The sequence below is a fragment of the Planctomycetaceae bacterium genome (assembly GCA_041398785.1).
Lineage (GTDB): Bacteria > Planctomycetota > Planctomycetia > Planctomycetales > Planctomycetaceae > JAWKUA01.
This window is the reverse complement of sequence record JAWKUA010000009.1, coordinates 172,939-191,427: the sequence shown is the minus strand read 5'-3', so window position 1 is coordinate 191,427 and position 18,489 is coordinate 172,939. Positions and strand designations below refer to the sequence as shown.

Annotated in this window: 13 protein-coding genes; 3 read left to right on the top strand and 10 right to left on the bottom strand. The window is 59.4% G+C overall.

The genetic code is table 11. The features are described 5' to 3' along the window. Nucleotides 1-81: 81 nt before the first annotated feature. The 3 genes from R3C19_12735 to ftsY all read left to right on the top strand — a co-directional run bounded on the left by R3C19_12735 (nt 82) and on the right by ftsY (nt 3,828). A complete protein-coding gene (locus tag R3C19_12735; GenBank protein ID MEZ6061223.1) occupies nt 82-1,095 on the top strand; it encodes an NAD-dependent epimerase/dehydratase family protein in 1,014 nt (337 codons plus the stop codon). Nucleotides 1,096-1,184: 89 nt separating this feature from the next. After that, nucleotides 1,185-2,672 carry a rhamnulokinase gene (rhaB, locus tag R3C19_12730; protein ID MEZ6061222.1) on the top strand — a complete coding sequence of 496 codons (1,488 nt, stop codon included), beginning with the start codon at nt 1,185-1,187 and terminating at the stop codon, nt 2,670-2,672. A 214-nt stretch (nt 2,673-2,886) separates the two neighbouring features. Then, nucleotides 2,887-3,828, top strand: coding sequence for a signal recognition particle-docking protein FtsY (ftsY, locus tag R3C19_12725; GenBank protein ID MEZ6061221.1), 942 nt, complete (start codon nt 2,887-2,889; stop codon nt 3,826-3,828). A 74-nt stretch (nt 3,829-3,902) separates the two neighbouring features. Here the strand turns inward: ftsY and R3C19_12720 are convergent, their stop codons facing one another. The 10 genes from R3C19_12720 to R3C19_12675 all read right to left on the bottom strand — a co-directional run bounded on the left by R3C19_12720 (nt 3,903) and on the right by R3C19_12675 (nt 18,436). Beyond that, the gene (locus R3C19_12720; protein ID MEZ6061220.1) at nt 3,903-4,472 is read right to left on the bottom strand and encodes a Uma2 family endonuclease; all 570 of its coding nucleotides are present in this window, start codon (nt 4,470-4,472) and stop codon (nt 3,903-3,905) included. 75 nt (nt 4,473-4,547) lie between these two features. Next, nucleotides 4,548-6,104 carry a hypothetical protein gene (locus R3C19_12715; GenBank protein MEZ6061219.1) on the bottom strand — a complete coding sequence of 519 codons (1,557 nt, stop codon included), beginning with the start codon at nt 6,102-6,104 and terminating at the stop codon, nt 4,548-4,550. Further along, complete coding sequence (locus R3C19_12710; GenBank protein ID MEZ6061218.1) at nt 6,101-7,072, bottom strand: ABC transporter ATP-binding protein; 972 nt, start codon at nt 7,070-7,072, stop codon at nt 6,101-6,103. The genes R3C19_12715 and R3C19_12710 overlap by 4 nt, the downstream gene beginning before the upstream one ends. A 159-nt stretch (nt 7,073-7,231) precedes the next feature. Then, nucleotides 7,232-9,103, bottom strand: coding sequence for a hypothetical protein (locus R3C19_12705; protein MEZ6061217.1), 1,872 nt, complete (start codon nt 9,101-9,103; stop codon nt 7,232-7,234). A gap of 41 nt (nt 9,104-9,144) precedes the next feature. Further along, complete coding sequence (locus R3C19_12700; GenBank protein ID MEZ6061216.1) at nt 9,145-11,037, bottom strand: ABC transporter permease subunit; 1,893 nt, start codon at nt 11,035-11,037, stop codon at nt 9,145-9,147. After that, nucleotides 11,037-11,975: an ABC transporter ATP-binding protein gene (locus R3C19_12695; protein MEZ6061215.1), complete on the bottom strand. Its 939-nt coding sequence runs from the start codon at nt 11,973-11,975 to the stop codon at nt 11,037-11,039. Before R3C19_12695 ends, R3C19_12700 begins: the two co-directional genes overlap by 1 nt. Nucleotides 11,976-12,086: 111 nt before the next feature. Continuing rightward, complete coding sequence (locus R3C19_12690) at nt 12,087-14,357, bottom strand: hypothetical protein (protein ID MEZ6061214.1); 2,271 nt, start codon at nt 14,355-14,357, stop codon at nt 12,087-12,089. A gap of 125 nt (nt 14,358-14,482) precedes the next feature. Continuing rightward, entirely contained in the window at nt 14,483-16,363 is a 1,881-nt protein-coding gene (locus tag R3C19_12685; protein ID MEZ6061213.1) for a BatA and WFA domain-containing protein, read from the bottom strand. Next, nucleotides 16,360-17,265 carry a DUF58 domain-containing protein gene (locus tag R3C19_12680; GenBank protein ID MEZ6061212.1) on the bottom strand — a complete coding sequence of 302 codons (906 nt, stop codon included), beginning with the start codon at nt 17,263-17,265 and terminating at the stop codon, nt 16,360-16,362. Before R3C19_12680 ends, R3C19_12685 begins: the two co-directional genes overlap by 4 nt. 157 nt (nt 17,266-17,422) lie before the next feature. Then, a complete protein-coding gene (locus R3C19_12675; protein ID MEZ6061211.1) occupies nt 17,423-18,436 on the bottom strand; it encodes a MoxR family ATPase in 1,014 nt (337 codons plus the stop codon). Nucleotides 18,437-18,489: the final 53 nt, after the last annotated feature.

Genomic DNA, 18,489 nt, shown 5'->3' with positions numbered 1-18,489 from the left:
AGGAACCCAGCGGGTGCTCATGCCGGTGATCGACCGTTAAACTACGCCGGACTTCGGACTTCCAGTACGGCGCATCTTCCTGTGAAACTCACCGACAACGAAATCATTCTCGTCACCGGAGCCACGGGGCTGGTTGGCAGTCATGTGGCCGAACAGGCTCGCGCGCGAAATCTGCGTGTTCGCGCCCTGTGCCGTCGCGGATCCGGCACGAGCTTACTGAAAGACTGGGGCGTGGAAATCGTTGAGGGAGATCTCGACGACGCGGACAGTCTGAAGGCCGCGTGCGAAGGAGCCACCGTCGTTGTCCACTGCGCGGCGAAAGTCGGCGACTGGGGACCCACCGACGAGTATCGCCGGATCAACGTCGCCGGTACGAGATCACTGGTCGACGCGGCGTTGAAGTCCGGCAGTCTGCAGCGATGGGTGCAGATCAGTTCGCTGGGCGTCTACGAGGGCACCGATCACTACGGCACTGACGAAACCACGCCCCCCAACGCCGCCGGCATCGATGGGTACACTCTGACGAAAATCGAATCCGAACAGCTTGTGTGCGACGAAATTCGTGACCGGCAGTTTCCGGCTGTCGTGCTGCGGCCGGGATTTATCTACGGCCCGCGGGACCGCACAGTGCTGCCTCGCCTGATGGAACGGCTCTCCACCGGAAAATTCGCTTACCTTGGCAACACGGACAAGCTGATGAACAACACCTTCGTCGGCAATCTGTGCGAAGCCATCTGGCTGGCCATCGAACGTGACGACGTCGTCGGCGAAGTGTTCAACGTGCGCGATCCGCGAGCCGTCAGCAAACAGGAATTCATGGAAACGATTTGCGATGCCGCCGGCTTTAACCGGCCGAAAAAAGTGGTTCCGCTTCCCGTCGCGAAGGTTCTGGCATCCGGCTTGGAAGGCCTCTGGAAGCTGCTGGGAAAAGAATCAGCGCCGCTGCTGAATCGTGCCCGGTTCAAGTTCCTGGCGCTGAACCTGGACTTTGACATTCAAAAGGCGAACGACCTGCTGGGCTACAACCCGTCCGCGGATTTCCACGACGCCATGCGGCAGACGGTTGAATGGTTTCTCAACAGCGACGTCCGCTGACAGGCGATTGTCCGTTCATTTGCGCTGGCGCGACACGTCGCTATCATCCTTCGCTCGCGTTTGCTGTGTGATAGCAGAGGTCAGGAGTAATGGCGGAGAAAACATTTCTGGCGGTCGATCTGGGAGCCGAAAGCGGCCGCGTGATGGCCGGCCGCTTTGACGGACAGAAGATTGCCCTGCAGCAGTTTCATCGGTTTCCGAACGGGCCGGTGAATCTGGGAGGCACGCTGCGTTGGAACCTGATCAGTCTGTGGACGGAGATTCAGAACGGACTTCGCGAAGCGGCGTCGAAGCTGGGCGGTTCGGCGGTCTCCGTGGGAGTCGACACGTGGGGTGTGGACTTTGTGCTGATGAATCGGCACGACGAATTGCTGGGACAGCCGTGGAATTACCGCGATCACCGTACGGACGGCATGCTTCAAAAGGCGTTTCAGCGAGTCTCGCGGGCCGACATCTTTGCCGAAACCGGTTTGCAGTTCATGCAGATCAACTCGCTGTACCAACTGCTGGCGATGAATGAGCGAGATCCGGAACTGGTTGCTCAGGCCCGGCGGTTTCTGATGGTGCCGGATTTTTTTCACTGGTGTTTGAGCGGCAGCCGCGTCGTCGAATTCACCAACGCCACAACCACGCAGATGCTGAACGCGAAGACTCGCGACTGGGCGTTCGACATGCTGCGGAAGTTCGAAATCCCGACGGACATGTTTCCGGAAATTGTTTCGCCGGGAGCCAACCTGGGAACGCTTCGCAATCACGTCGCGGAATTCACGGGACTCGGCAAACTGAACGTCGTGGCGCCGGCGACTCACGACACCGGTGCCGCCGTGGCCGCTGTGCCGACAACTCACACCGGCTCGGCCGACTGGGCCTACATCAGCAGCGGCACCTGGTCGCTGATGGGCGTCGAAATCCAGGACGCCATCCTGACCAACAAGGCCCTGCAGCGAAACGTCACCAACGAAGGCGGCGTCGACGGCACGTATCGTCTGCTGAAAAACATCATGGGACTGTGGCTGGTGCAGCGCTGCAAAGTGGCATTCGCCGCGAAAGGCAGGGACATCGAGTATTCCGAATTGATCCGCCTGGCCACCGAAGCAGCGCCGTTTCGATCGCTGGTTGATCCGGATCGAGCCGAGTTTCTTGGTCCTCCCGACATGACGGAAGCCATCGCCGCCGAATGCCGCCGCACGAATCAGCCGGTTCCGGAAACCGCCGGACAGTTCGTGCGGTGTGCGCTGGAAAGTCTGGCGCTGAAATATCGAATGGTGCTGGGCTGGCTGGAAGAGCTGACGGAAACTCGCGTGAAGGTGATTCACATCGTTGGCGGAGGAACTCAGAACCAGCTTCTGAATCAGTTCACGGCGGATGCGTGCGGTCGCCCTGTCGTGGCAGGTCCGGTGGAAGCGACGGCTCTGGGCAATGTTCTGCTGCAGGCTCGTGCGGCGGGGGACGTTTCTTCGCTGTCGGAAATTCGCGAAGTTGTCCGGCGCAGTGAAACGATCGGCGAATACACTCCGAAGGACTCCGCCGCATGGGACGAAGCGTGGGGCAGGTTTCAGGAGCTGTGTGGTTCATGAGCTGACAGAAACTCGGGTACCACGCCCTGCATTGCGGCGGCAGGAAAGAGGGCGGGAATTGCACAGAACCAACAGAGGTTGGCGTCGTGGTGCCAGAACCCATAAGGCACGTTTCCGACGGCTGTACCGCACAACCGGCCGGACGCAGGATGTGTTACCCTGATTTCTTCGCAGCGGCTCGACAGCGACAACATACCGACACTAAAGGAACCCGATGGGACTGTTCGATCGACTGAAATCCGGCCTGAAGAAGACAAAAGACATCCTGCGCACGGACGTGCGCGACTTGTTCCGGGCCGGAGAAATTCTTGATGACGGCAAGCTGGAAGAATTCGAAGCGCGGCTGATTCGCACGGATATGGGAGTCAAAGCGGCTGACCAGATCGTGTCGAAACTGCGCGAACAGCACGGCGGACGCACGGTTGATGTCGAGGCCATCTGGGCGACCGTTCGTTCGGAACTGATTACTCTGCTGCGCGGCGACGGAACAACGCACTGGGATTTGAACAACCGGCTTTCTCCACTGGCGAAAGCGGAATCCGGGCCGACCGTCATTCTGGTCGCGGGAGTCAACGGCGCGGGAAAGACGACATCGATCGCCAAGATCGCCAATCTGCTGCAGCAAGACGGCAACAAAGTCGTGCTGGCTGCCGGTGATACCTTTCGAGCCGCTGCCGTCGAACAACTAACTATGTGGAGTCAGCGGCTGGGCTGCGAAATCGTCCGCAAGGACAGTGGAGCTGACCCGGCCGCGGTCGCCTACGAAGGTGCATCAAAGGCCGTCGAAACTGCGGCCGACTATCTGATCGTTGATACCGCCGGTCGTCTGCAGACTCAGAAGAACCTGATGGACGAACTCGAAAAGATCCGGCGAGTCATCCGAAAAGTCATTCCCGACGCACCGCACGAAAGCCTTCTGGTACTGGACGCGACAACGGGACAAAACGGGCTCAGTCAGGCGAAAAGCTTCTCCACAGCCGTCCATTGTACGGGTCTGATTCTGGCCAAGCTGGACGGGACTGCTCGCGGCGGCGTTACCGTGGCGATTCGTCAGGAAATGGGGATTCCCGTGAAATACATCGGCGTCGGGGAAAAGGTCGACGATCTGGAGTTGTTCGACGCTGAAGGTTTCGTCGAAGCGCTGTTCGCGAAGTAACCCACGATTCGCAGACCGTGCCGACCGCTGTCCCGCCCGGATGTCCCCGGTCCGGTGAAGAGTAGTCGTCTGTCCTATTCCGGAAACAGGTCGACAAGTGGAAGCACGACGTTCTTACTGATTTCGAGCGAGAGCATCCCGGAGTGCACCTCACGGCTCCCGGCGTATGCTTCCGAATTTGGATTCCGGTAGATGACGACCTTTCGCTCGTCCGGCAGCACGAGCCAGCATTCAGGAATTCCTGCTTTGGCGTACAGTCGCGCCTTTTGCCGATCGATTCCTGCTGTGGAAATGGCGACTTCAATGACCAGTATGGCAGTTGTCGGATGGACCATGCGATAGTCATCACGACAACCGTGAACGACCGCCAGATCCGGTTCCGGTTCAGAATCCGCTCCGGCAATTGTCAACGGCTGTTCAACGCGAACATGATGGTCCGGGATCTGTGCCTTCCGCAACCAGTCGGCGAGGAACTGCACGGTCCAGGTATGGAGCGGCGTCTTACCCAACTTTCGAATCACGTAGCCGTCCAGCAGCTCCGCGCTTTCAGGGAGAATTCCGAATTGAATCAGTCTGTGGTACCTGTCGACATCCAGTCGCAGAGCCGATTCGCGAATGTCCGGAGTATCAAGCAATGAACTCATATGTTGTGCCATTGAACAGCAATAGGAACCCCGATTGATGCCATTCTACACTCAAATGAACTGCGGCAGTAGCGCCTACTCGCGACTGAGCTTGATCCAGCGGTTGACGATTTCCACTTCCATGGGCAGCAACACGAAGACCCAGGCCCAGATCAGGTTCAGGACGGCTCCGATGAAGATGCCAAGATTGATGCCGTGACTCCGTGCGACGGTGTCGGACAGAGAAAACAGTGCCATCGTGACGATCGGACAGCACATGTTGGACGCCGCTGTGATCAGAATCGCCAGCGGCAGCGCGGCCCAGCGCGTGTACAGCGAAAGCAGAACGGTCAGATGCGAACACAGAGCCAGCATGAACACGTACCACACGACCATCGTGCCGGACAGTTCGCGTTCAATTGTTCCGCGCGCAAGGACGTACACGACGGCCAGCCAGACGACCACCGGTGCCAGGGCAATCAGGCAAGCAGCCAGTTTCTGCAGCAGAATGGTGCCGGTGTAGGACGGCAGCATGGTCAGCGTGGCAATTGTGGATTGTCGCACTTCCTGAAACAGCGACCCTGATGAGTACAGCAGTACCTCAACGGTCAGCATCGCGGACAGCGTCAAAAAACAGATCCACGCCAGATCCGTCGACATCCACCAGTCGGACGACCGGTTTTCCATCCGATGGAAGATGACGAAACCCAGCACGAGTGTTCCGTAGGCGATCAGTTTGACGATGAAAAACGGTCGCCCGCCTGTGAAGAACAGAAAGTCCTTCCACACCACGGCAAGTTTCCAGCAGCGACCGACGGTGAATCGCCGGACTCGCGCGGATTTCCCCTGAGCGTAGTCATCCACCGGCCGGCTGCCGCGGTTGAAGAACAGCACGCTGAGCACAAACAGAACTGTTCCGCCGGTAAGGCTCATCCAGAACTGAGCGTCCAGCATCTGAAATGGCGACGTCGCCTGCAGAAGTTCATCCAGTCGCCGTGTGACGGAAAGCTGCTGCTGATGATTCAGCAGCCATGTGCCGACGTCGACGACGGCTGTGTTGATCCATGCGTTTCCCTTCAGCCCGATGACGGCTCGAAGAATCGGGCCCGCCAGAAAAAACAGAATCAGCACGGTCGTTGCCAGCGACGCGGCTCGCCCGGAAGTGTGGCAGCGAACAGAACAGAACAGAGCCATGTTGGCCACCAGGCACATCCAGGCCGCCAGTGCCAGGTACGCGGCGATAATCTGTTCCCGCAGGACTCCGCCGAGTGTGATGGCCAGAAACGTAAACGGCAGTTGGATCAGCAGCAGCATCAGCGCCGCAATCAGGCGCGACGTGGACTTGCTGAGCACGATCGCGAGCGGAGTCACACCGGCCAGTCGCAGCAGTGACAGTGTTCCGGCGTCCTTTTCTTCCGTGACGGCGGACACAAAATAACTGATCCCGGAAACGGAAATCAGCAGCACGTTCAGGAAGCAGATCGACTGAAAGAACCGCAGGCCGGGACCGGTGCCGGTCAGTGATCCCGCATACGCCATCGAAATCGACAGCAGCATGAAGACCGCAAAGCCGGCGCGAACAATGTGAGGATAGACACTTTTGACGTCGGCCTTCAGCGACCAGTTGAACAGAGTCGTTGTGCCGCTGATCACGAGGGTACCCCGCGAGTCGTCAGATCCATGAACGCCTGATTCAGATGCTTGCGCCGCTGGCTGAACGACAGAATCGGAAGATTCAGCGTGATCAGCGACTGCAGCAGTTCGTTCGGCGACACGGAATGATCCAGTTGAAGCACGTACTCATTCGGACGGCTGCCTTCCGGAGTTTCGACCGAAGAAATGGTTGAAAGGCCTTCCAGCAGTCCGACGACATTGTCCGGCGATTCTCCCAGCTTCAGGTGATACGTGGGAAGCGAATCGTCGGCGTCCAGCAGAGCATCCATCGGGCCGCTGAATCGGATCTGGCCGCGATCGATGATGGTGACGCTGTCGCACAGTTCGGCCAGTTCACTCAGGATGTGCGAACTGATGAAGATCGTCTTTCCCATGCGCCTCAGTTCGCGAAGGATCTCCATCAGTTCAATGCGAGCCCGCGGGTCCAGGCCGCTGGCCGGTTCATCCAGCAGCAGCAGGTCGGGGTCGTGAACCAGCACGCGCGCCAGACTGACTCGCTGCTGCATTCCGCGCGAAAGTCCGCTGATCAGGTCGTCGCGGCGGCCGTCCATGTCCGTCAGAGTCAGCACGTCGTCAATGACCTGATCCCGCTGAGCCAGATTCAGCCCGTAGGCGGCCGCGAAGAAATCCAGATATTCGAACACGGTCATCTGGCGGTACATGCTGAAGTGGTCGGGCATGAACCCGATTCTCTGACGGACCTGAACGGCTTCCGATCGCACACTGCGGCCGAAGACCTGGACTTCCCCCCAGTTCGGTTTCAGCAAGGTGCAGATGACTTTCAGTGTCGTCGTCTTGCCGGCGCCGTTCGGTCCGACGAACCCATGCACCGTCCGCGGCATGACGGCGAACGACACCTGATTCAGTGCCTGATGGCCCTTGAAAGCGTGCGACAGTTCGCTGACGGAAATCGCCGGGACGGTGGCTGGTGTGACGGATTCGGGCATGGTTGTGTGCAGATTTGAGACTTCGGATTTGAGGCTTGAGATCTGAGCTTCTGTCCGGCGGTTCGGCAATAACGTGGAACTTCGTGCCGATCGTTCACAGCCCGGCAAAATCAGTAACAGCGTTTTTTTTGTCCGGAGCCGGCAGCCGAACACGGAAACCTATTTCCCTTCAACAAACAAATCCTTCACAAACAACACCCAGCCGGTCTCGCGAGCTTCGACGCTGGTGGGAACCTGCAGGGTTTCCGGGATCGGCGAATACACCAGCAGACGAATGCGGTCAGCAGGCAGTTCGAACCTTGTCGGGTCGTATTCGATTTCGTCCAGCAGACTGCGGCGAACCAGATCCGGCAGCGCTTCGTCGTAGAAACGCTGTTCTTCCGTTCGATCGTCGTCGACGTCGGCTGCGGGGCCGAATGGACCGAACGTGAAGGTGTCTTCATAACGGTGCTGCGTGAACTGGCTCAGGCGACTGATCGCTCCGACGTGATTGATTGTGCGAGTGTCGCTGTTCCATGCCAGTCGATACACGCGTGCTCCCGCGATGGCTCGAAACACCGTGCCATCGGCCGGCGCAAAGTTTTCTCCGGCGCTGATCATCAGCGATTTCAGACCGGATTGAGTCAGTTCCACGTCATTGATCTGAAACACCAACGATGGCACGGTCACGCGGCGGCGGCTGAGAAACGTCTGAGCGCTGAACGGCGGAATTCTCATTTCCATCCCGCCCGCGTTTCCGGCGACGATCCCCGCGCTGACGGCTCGTTCTCCGGAAGCTGTGGCGTACACGGATTCCTGATCGGGTCCTCCGGCGGTGTACGTGTCGCCGTCCGTGACGAACAGCGTGTTCCATTGAAACAGGCTGGCGTGAGTGTCGTCTTCCATGTGAGCAACGGCCAGCGTGTGCAGCGTCGTCGATTCGCCATAGCCGCGGCGTCCGATCAGCAGGAACAGCAGGCTGAAGACCAGCGACAGTCCCGCGATCGCACCGTACGTCGCCAGGAAATGAATCTGCTTCTTCTGAGACAAGATCCAGCAGCCGGGAAAGATGGAGCCGATATACAGCACGGCCAGCAGGAAGATAAGCGGCCAGGAATGTTCCGGCTGTGTCATGCGGCGCATGGACCGGAAGATCTCCTCGTCCAGGTAAGCCGGCGTCGTCACCGCGTCCTGAAAGTTTCCGAACTGGTTCTGCGACTGCTCGTCAATCGTCTTGTCCAGCTCTTCCTGTTCGGTGCGACTTGTGCGGACGGAAAGTGCCGTGTTGACGATGTCGGCAGACAACTCCGATCGCTGCACGTCGTGGCGAGTGACCTGGCCGCTGCCGACTCGAAAGCTGTCGAACGGCTGGCTGAGTTCCGCGAGTTCTCCGGAAAACTGCGGGAAGTCTCCCCGCTGGTCCTTCAGAACATGGACTCGCCCGCCCAGCTTCAGCCACGACATGAATGCCTGTTGCCGGGGCAGTTCCCAGTCCGGCACGTGGTCCAGAAACACGGTGTGCAGCCCGAACGTAACGGTGCTGTACGGCGGGAAGATGTGTTCCGGAAAGTGTTTCACCGTCGTCGGCTGGTTTGACTGATAGTCCGGCCGGTCGAAGATCACAGCCTGAGGCGCCTGGTCTTCGGAGTCCAGATCCGTTCGGAACGCCGCGCGCGGCTGCTGCAGAGTGTCAAAGGAATGCCGGCCGACCCGCAGTCGCCAGTCGGTCTGATACACGTTGGCGATGTAGGGATAGAACTGGACCCAGCGGCGCGAGTTCGCGGCGATATAGACCTGCTGCAGTTGCTTTCCGCCGGAATCATCCAGCAGTCCCTGCGTTTCGACGAAGGACGCCGTGGCGTCCACCGGTTCGTCTCCGGCGTTGTCGATCAGCAGCGAAACCGGATTGAAATGTCCCGGCTGGACTCGCCCGTCAAACCCCCAGATGCTTTCGACGATCTTCAGCTTCGCGCCGTCCGACTGAGCGAGCGCGGTCGCGGGAATGAACCCGAACAGCGTCGCAAGCACTGCGGCGATCATCCGACGAATCACGTCGCGCGGCTCGTTCGATCCGGATTGTGGGTTCGTTCGCATCATGATCCCTCGGCCACCGGCATCGCGTTTCCTTCGATGACGTCCTGCCGCCACGCGGGGCTGGCAACGGTTTTCGGACTTTCAAGTCGATTCAGCAGCCTGGGTGCTCCGCGTCGAACCAGGAACCGCAGTCCCAGCGCGACACCGGCATAGTAGGACAGACAGATGACAACCGGAATGATCATCGGCAGGCTATCCAGCAGCCCGGTTTCGCGCCCATAAAGCACGGGCGTTGTGAACAGCGAACCGCGCATCAGGTAGATTTCCAGCAGATAGATGCAGCTTGCCGGACTGAGGAACAACAGAAGTTCCCGGAGAAAGGGAAAGATCGGACCGACGGCAATCGGCAGCACGCTCCACAGAGCCATCACGGCCACCGCGACCAGCACGGCTTTCGTCTGCGACTGAATCCGCAGTCCGATACCGGCGCACAGCCAGGTTGTCAGGTACAGCAGGATCCAGACTGCCATGATGCTCAGCAGGAAGTAGACCAGCGGGTGTGCCAGAATCAGCGGAGATCGCAGCGTCGCCGGGTCCAGGTTGACGCGCAGCAGAACCTGCGTGAAGTTGACGGTCAGAATCGGCAGTGCGATGACAATCAGCAGCCGCTTCATTCCGGCGACTTTCTGACGCAGCAGTTCCACGGATGTCAGGGGAGTGGCCAGCAGCGGTTCCAGCGTTTCTCTGGCCCGTTCCGACGAAAACAGCGTCGCCGCTTTGACGGACGTGATCATCGCGGCCAGAGCCCACAGGATGGCATGCAGATAATACAGCCCTTCAAACGCGCTGCGGGCTGACGTACTGGCGGCGGCCGTGCAAATAAACAGCGTCGGGCCTTCAAGGCACAGCAGAATTCGGAACAGGTACCGGGCTTTTCCCAGCGACTTCTTGTTTCGCTCGCGCCAGGCCACCGGATCGTTTACCGGCAGCGGGCTGGAATCCGGAATGATCTCGATGCCGCCCGTGGTCGCGTCATTCAGCCGCGTGAAGAATCGGTCAACCGACTTGAAGACTCGCAGCAATACCGACGATGTCGACACGAACGCCCGGCGAATCAGGAACGATCGCGCCATGCTGAGACAAATTGCTGTAACGATCAGCGATGGAAGCGAACTGCGCAGCAGCACGAAGGCGAGTGCCGGAATCGACGAACCCCCGACGGCGCCACCCGCCGGCGGGAACAATCCCAGCGGTCCGCCGGAACGCTGCCACAACATGGCCTGCATGCCCTGGACACTCATCTGTTGCCAGATGACGGACGGCACAAACGTGATCAGCCCCATGGAGGCAGACAGCAGGCCGAGCACCGCGATCAGCGAGTACGACCAGATAAATGCGGATACCGTTGTCGCGAAGAACGACGAACACATCATCGCGATGCTGGCGAACAGCAGGCATTCGCAGGTCAGCAGCCAGAAAGTCGCGATCAGCAACTCAGTGTCAACGCCGCCGAGAGAATACACATACGCCAGGACGGGAGCCGCCAGCAGCAGAATGGTCAGCATCGGAATGATGCGGCTGAGCATCTTTTCAAAGACGATCGTCCACGGCGACAGGCGCGTCAGGAACAGTGTCCCGATCGTGTTCCGTTCCTTCTCCATTGTGATCGAAGCACAGCACAGCGCCGGCAGCAGAAGTTGAATCGCGTAGAACAACAGAGGCACGATCCGCACGAATACCGGACCGCCGATTCCGAAGTACCGGTTACTGCCGCTGACCCCGAAGAGTCCGGAATTGCTGACCCATTCCGTGACCGCGACGGAATACGCGGTAAACACCATAAACAGCAGCACGACAGCGCCCACGACACGCACGACGTACGTGCGCTTGCGGTTCGCAAGCTCAATCAGCTCACGGCGCAGCAGCGGCAGTTCCGGTATCCGCAGAGCCATCAGGCCGTCTTTCCTTCCGTAAGTTTCATAAACGCGGTTTCCATGTCCATGGCTTCCGGCTGGTACATGACGACGCGTGCCTTTTCTTCCACCAGTGCCTGGTGCAGGTCCGCCACTGACGTCTGATCTTCGTGCAGACGAATGGCAAACCGGTCCACCTGGCGTTCGACGGAATCGACTCCGTGAATTCTGCGAATCCTGGCTTCCAGATCGTCCGCCGGGTTTTCAAACCGGACATGAATGACTCGCTTTAACTGCAGTTGCCGGAAAATGTCATTCAGCGATCCCTGAGCGACCAGGTGCCCGGTTTCAATAATCCCGATGCGGGTACACAACTGGCTGAGTTCGTGCAGGATGTGGCTGCTGATCAGAATCGTCTTTCCCATTTCCTTCAGCGCTTTGAGAAGTTCACGGACTTCGATCCGCGCCCGCGGGTCCAGGCCGCTGGCCGGTTCGTCCAGCAGCAGCAATTCGGGGTCGTGCAGCAGCACGCGAGCCAGAGCCAGCCGCTGCTTCATGCCGCGGGACAGGCCGTCGACGGGTGAGTCCGCCTTGTGAGAAAGGTCCGTCAGCGCCAACACGTCGTCGACGATACCCTTCCGTTTTTTCTGCGGAAGCTTGTAGGCCGCCGCAAAGAAATACAGATATTCGAGCGCCGTCAGGTCTTCGTAGACACCGAAGAAGTCCGGCATGTAGCCGATTTTCTCGCGAACCTGCTGCGGTTCACTGCGGACGTCCAGACCGCAGACAAGTGCCATTCCCCGAAACTTCGGCTGCAGCGTCGCCAGGACGCGAATCGTGGATGACTTCCCAGCGCCGTTTGGTCCGATAAAGCCAAACACTTCGCCTTTGGGAATATCCAGCGAAATCCCTTTGACGGCTTCAAACCGACCGTAGTTGATTCGCAGATCTCTGATCAGAACGGCGGGAACTGCCATAGAAGATCTTTCTGTTTGATACGGACCCCGGCGGCCAATGAAGCCCGGGCTCGCTTGCCGTGCGCCATCGACGACGGCTGGTGCAACGCTGCACGATTTCTCAACGCTGCACTATTCCTCAGCGACATACAGTTTTCGATACGCGTGGTAACCCTGATCCGTTTTTACAAGTATCATCAGCACCCACTGACCGGGGTCGGACGCGTCCTGGATCGGCAGATCTTCCAGGGTGCCGGAACCGTGCGGTGAGACCTGCGAAACAACACTAAAGAATTCCGCCTGAGTGCATGACGTAGCATCGACCAGTCCGGCGGCCAGATAGTGTTCGTCCGGTAGTTCCTGGTTGTAATAGACATATTGATCCGACTGCACCAGCCTCTGTCGAGCGGCGCTGACGACCTGACTTTGAAACGGTCCGGCGTGGCCCTCGATTTCAAACACCTGCCCCTGATGCAGTACGGCAGCCCCCAGAAGTGTGCCGCCGGGAATACTCGCTTCCGAAAGGATTCCGGCCAGCTTCGCCCTGCCTTCAGACGTGCTGACCAGTGACGCATCGTTCCAGGAAATTCGCGGCACGGTCTGAGCGTCCGGCGTCAACGTCAGCGTCCGAGTCATCTTTGGTGTCCACTGCTGAAACGTCTGTTCCGCCGCATAGGATTGTGGAAACCGGCCGGAGTAATTGAGCACAGTCGGTGATTGTGAGGTCGTGCGGCTCTGTGCGGGATTTGGACCATAAACGGCATTCGCAGACTGCTGATTGACGAGTGCCGTCGTGGGTACAACAAACGCCGCTGTTTCCGGAGTGGCAACCGTCTGGCGCGAACCGTGGAAGTGCAGTTGCACGGCGGTTTCACGCACGGCGCGGCCGTCGTCGACCAGGTCGGTGATGACCAGGCGACCGCCGGTATCCGCGCTGGCCATGTAGGCATTGGCGATCGATACGGTCAGCAGCGTGTAAAACAAGGTGACGACGGGAAACAGCATCCACGTCAGCTTGCGGAGTCGAAAGAAGCCAAGGACCAGATAATCGACCGGTCCGATCGTCACAACGTAGGCGGTCAGAATCGCGGCGATCACCCATGTCGGCACCATTTTGACTCCGGATGGCATCAGCGCTTCGGAGCAGGCGTCGACCAGCAGGTTTTTGACCGGGAAGAGTTCATCACTGGCAGAAAAATAGGCGGCGAGGGCTTCCATCGAATCAAATTGACGAAAATTGTTGTAGTTCAAGTTGCCGCTGAAATTGGCACCAATCGGTACCAGGAAGAATTTGTCCTGCTGTTGAATCGCCTGAACATTGTTGGCTCGCAGGATTTCGTCAAGCCTCTGCACGGTCCACTTCTGTCCGTCGCTGATTCTGGAATCCTGCCGTGCCTTCCAGAGATGGGCCACCAGCCGGCCGAGCTCCGGTTCCGCCAGCCGCTGCGACAGGTCATCCGTGTCCGGCAGCAGCGCGACTCGGCCCAGTCCCACGTATCGCAGGACGATCGGCGCGGCATCGTCGCTGATGACCAGCAACTCGCCATCGTCTGTCAGACTCAGTGCGATCCCCGGATCGTTTTCTGATTCGAACAGTTCCTGCAGAAACGTCAGATGTCGTCCGTCCATGCGGTCTTCGCCGGGCAGCACACACAGACTTCCTCCGGCCTGAATCCACGTTTTCAGGGCTTCCATCTGAGCCGGCTGGAGTCTCCCGACGGATCCGTCGGACAGCAACACAACGTCGAAGCTGCACAAAGCCAGCGGATCTTCCGGCAGGTCGCGAGCATCCCACAAAGCGGAAAAGCACTGGACTCGCCGCGAACGTTCGCCGACGCTGCGGTTGCCGCCGTCCCCGTCATTTCTCAGTGACGGCAGCGGGTTGTAGTTGTCCAGCGACAGAGCATCGTTCAGAAACCGACGCGCGGGCGACAGTCGCAGCGGTTCCAACTGACCGGAACACGAACACAGCACGGCCGCGCGTTCGAATGCCCCGATGCTCAGCAGATCGTGCGGTTCTGGAGGGTCAAGCTGCCGGACATCCGACGACAGCGGGATGCGCTGACTGTCTGTTTCGAACCACGCTTCGATCTCGTACTGTTCCGAGAACGCGTGTTCGATCGGCGGCAGGATGGTGCGAAAGAAATAGTCGGTGCCCTGCAGCACGATGCCGTCGTACCGCAGCGTGCAGATCAGATCGTCTTCCGACGGCCGGCGATTGGAATTCGGCGTGCCGTGATACACACGCAGCAGCAGGTCGCCTTCCATCAACAGCGACTGGCTGTAGTCCAGCTTGATCTGCAGACCGATCGGTCCGCCGGATCGCCCGCGAATTGACAGCGGCTCGATCTTCAGCCCGACGGGAGGCTTCGCGACCGCATTCGACGCTGTGCAGAGAAACATCGCGATCGTTAGCCAGACGCGAAGCACGCAGCCCACAGCGCGGACGCCTGGAAGCCGAAACACAGCGGCGACCGCCGAAGTGCGATACCGGTTGCTCGTTATCCGATTTGTGTTTTCGCTGCGGTTCATGCGGTTGCTCCACGTGCTCGCTGGAAGTACCACCATTCCACCAGAAGAACGCCGAACGCCAGCAGAGCCAGCACCCACCACAGCGGCCGATCGGCCTGCAGCGTGTCTGATTCTGTCGTGGAGATATCCAGTTCCGTGAACCGCAGTTCCTCGAGGGATTCAAGCGAGGTTTCCACGGAACTCAGCAACCCGGTGCCGACTGATGCGACGATCTGATCGCCGTCCAGCACGTCGTATCGCCCGACGATTCCCGCGGGCGCTCCGGTCAGCAGTCCGCTGGCGGTTGACGTGATCGTTGTGATCTCACCATCGGGAGCCTTCACGGTATAGCTTCGGTCCGACTCCAGATTCAGCGCCGGCAGGACTCCCGTCGGAGCGGCGTTGACTTCCGACAGCGAAGCCTGACGCAGCGCTGTCTCCACGCTGTTGCTGACCAGAATGGGAAAGCCGACACGATACGGCAGTGTCGACCGGTCGGTGTGGAACAGGAACCAGTATTCGACTTCCAGGCCCAGACGTTTCTGCAGCAGCAGCGGACCGGTACTGCCGGCGATCAGAACTTCGTAACCGCGTTCTTCCAGATCGCCTTCACTGATTCCTTCTGAGTAATTCGGGCGCTGGCCGATCTGCACATCGGACAGCAGGACATGGCGCAGCAGCGGAGCCGTGCGGTTCCAGTCGACGACACTGGCCTGTTCATCGGCGACCGTCACCAGATCCGCAACGTCCGCCGGGACGACACCGATGAAAATCTTCACCGGCGCCTGGACATCGCCGATCTGTGCGGTGTCGGACACCAGCAGATCGTAATCGGCGGCCGACGGTTTGTTATCGGTGGTCTCATCGAGTTCCAGCCGGGGCAGCACGTTCAGCGCGTGTTTCCACGAAAACAGTTCGTCTGACGCCCAGACTTTCAGTGGCCGCGCTTCGGGAAGGTTCAGCCACACGCTGTCGTCGAGCGACAGCGCGTCGAATCCGGCCGGCACAACGCGAGCTTCCAGCAGCACGGATTCCGCGGACGTGATCGGAAAAATGAACCGCTGCGATTCGTCCGACGCCACTTCCACGGTGTCAGACGCGTACAGCTCACCGTTCCGGAACAGCCTCAATTCACCGGTCTGCACATCGACGGTCGAACCGGAAACCCGCACGAACACGTCCCAGTCTTCCGGTCCGCTGCGACGAGCGTTCAGTTCTGTGATTCCGATGTTCGGTCCGCCGGGTTCCACCTTGCGGACATCCAGCTTGAACGGCAGTTCAAAATCCACCTGATCGTTCAGATTGCCGTCGGTCATTACGGTGACTGTGTCGATGGGAAACGTGCGAGTGTAGGCCGCCGCCATCCGCAGCACGTCATCCAGCTTGGCCGGCAGATGAGACGGCGTCAGTTGCTGCAGAGCCTTCGTCAACTGGCGGCGGTCGTTCGTGAATTCCGTCAGACGCCGACCTGACGTGGAAAACGAAAACAGCGCCATCCGCTGATCGCTGCGCAGCGAATCGATCTGTTCCTGGACCTGCTGTTTGATCAGATCCAGCCGCGTTTCGTCGCCGCCTTCCCGGGTTGCCGCCATGCTGGCCGAACAGTCGATCAGAATCGGCAGGTACTCGGCCGATTCCGGCCCGGCACTCAAAAACGGCTGCATCAGCGCCAGAATCAGCAGGCACAACAGCAGCATCTGCAGCAACAACAGCAGATTGCGGCGGAATTTCTGAAACGGCGAATTCACCCGCTGGTCATTGATCACCGACTGCCACAGCGCCAGTGAAGGAATCTCCAGCCGGGGCCGTTTCAGCTTCAGAAAGTACAAAATCACCAGCGGAATCAGCGCCAGGAAAAACCACGCGCCAAACGGGAAGGTGAAGACCGGCCAACTCATCGCTGCACCCATCCCTGCCGAGCGAGCTGGTCAAACAGGATCAGTTCCAGCGGCGTATTCGAGCTGATCGAATGAAATCGTCCGTTGCGACGACGGCACTGCTGATTCAGGTAATCCTTCAGCCATTCGCGGTGGTTTTGATACAGGCTCAGCAGTTCGCCGGCGTTGGTGACGTCCAGCGTGTCACCGGTTTCGCTGTCGACGAAACGCAGGTCTCCTTCGACGCTGGGACTGATTTCCGATTCGCCCAGAATCTGCAGTCCCCAGACTTCCAGTCCCGTGCTGTACAGCATATTCAGTGACCGCGTCAGATCGGAAAACGTCAGGAAGTCGCTGACAATGATGGCGACGCCTCGTCCGCGGTGAAACTTCAGCATCGTGTCGATCGCCTGTTCGACGGGAATGTTGCCGCCGCCTTCAATCTGTTCCAGGAAGCTCAGCAACTGCCGGATGCGGGTTCGTCCGGTGCCCGGCGGCAGCCGCCACGGTTGACCTTCCTTCTGATGGATCGCGTAGGCGCTGACTCGTTCAATCCCCAGCAGCCCCATGATGCCGAACGATGCCGCAAGCTGCCGGGCTCGCAGCAGCTTGTGGTCGAACAGCATCGATGTGGAGGCATCTATCAGCAGCACGATGTGCAGTTCTTCTTCGTGCTGAAACTGCTTGATGTACGGGCGATGCAGCCGTGCGAAGATGTTCCAGTCGACGTAGCGCATGTCGTCGCCGACCGCGTAGTCGCGATAGTCGGCGAAGTCCGTGCTGCTGCCGCCCTTGCCCGACAGATGCTCACCGCGGCTGCGATTTGTCAGCCGTCGCCGGGGTTTCAGCCTCATTCGTTCAACACGATTCAGGATCGTATTGTCGAACAGGCTTGTGAGCTGTGATTTCGTGGTTGTGGTCACACTGGCCTCTGGTTCCCGGGTTCCGGCCTGGGAACCTCTATCCGGGAAGCTCTGCTTCCCCTCGACTTTCAGATTCGATAACGAACCGGCACCCGGCGAAGCAGAGCTTCGAGGACATGCGGTCCCAGGCTGGAGCCTGTGACCGAGGGTTGTCTGTTCAGGCCTCCGTCGGCACGTTTTTCACACAGTCCGCGATCAGGTCGGCGACGGAGACGTTTTCGGCCTGGCCGTCATAGTTCAGTAATGCCCGGTGCTGCAGCACTTCCGACGCGAAGTGCCGGATGTCTTCGAACGCGACGTGCGGCCGCCCCTGGCCGAGCGCCCTGACGCGAGCCGCGCGGATCAGCGCCTGTGCGGCCCGCGGGCTGGCTCCCCAGCGCAGGAACTGCCTGACTCGTTCCGGAGCGAAGTCCGAATTCGGGTGAGTCGAAAGCACCAGCCGGCAGGCGTAGTCTCGCATCGGGTCGCTGACGACGACGCGATCCAATACCTGCCGCAGATGCAGAATCCGGGGTCCGTCGATGACCGTGGAGACTTCAACTTTCTTTCTGAGGATCGTCCGCGAAACGACTTCGTTCAGGTCTTCAAGTGACAGGAAATCGACGACGACCTTGAACATGAAGCGGTCAAGCTGTGCTTCCGGCAGAGGAAAAGTGCCTTCCTGTTCGATGGGGTTCTGCGTCGCCAGCACAAAGAACGGCTGTTCCATGTGATAGGTGCTGCCGCCTGTTGTGACGGTGCCTTCCTGCATGGTCTCCAGCAGCGCGGACTGAGTCTTCGGGGTGGCCCGATTGATTTCGTCGGCCAGCAGCAACTGAGTGAAAATCGGTCCTCTGCGAAATTCGAAACGGTAATTTCCGCCTTCGTCGGCGGTCATCACGTTGGTGCCGATGACGTCGGCCGGCATCAGGTCGGGAGTAAACTGAATTCGGCTGAAGTGCAGATGCAGGACCTGCGACAGTGCCTTGACGAGTTCCGTTTTTCCCAGGCCGGGGACGCCTTCCAGCAGGACGTTGCCGCCGCAGAGAATTGCCGTCAGCGTGGCTTCGACGACGTTCTGCTGGCCGACGATGACCTGGCCGACGGCGTTTCGGATGGATTCGAATTCACGGCGGAACTGATCGGCTTCCGATTGCAGTTCGGCAGTCGAGGCGGTCGCTGCGGCTGACATGAACGGTTGGGCTTTCGTGAGGTGTTGATACGACAGAGTTTTCCGGGTTCAGG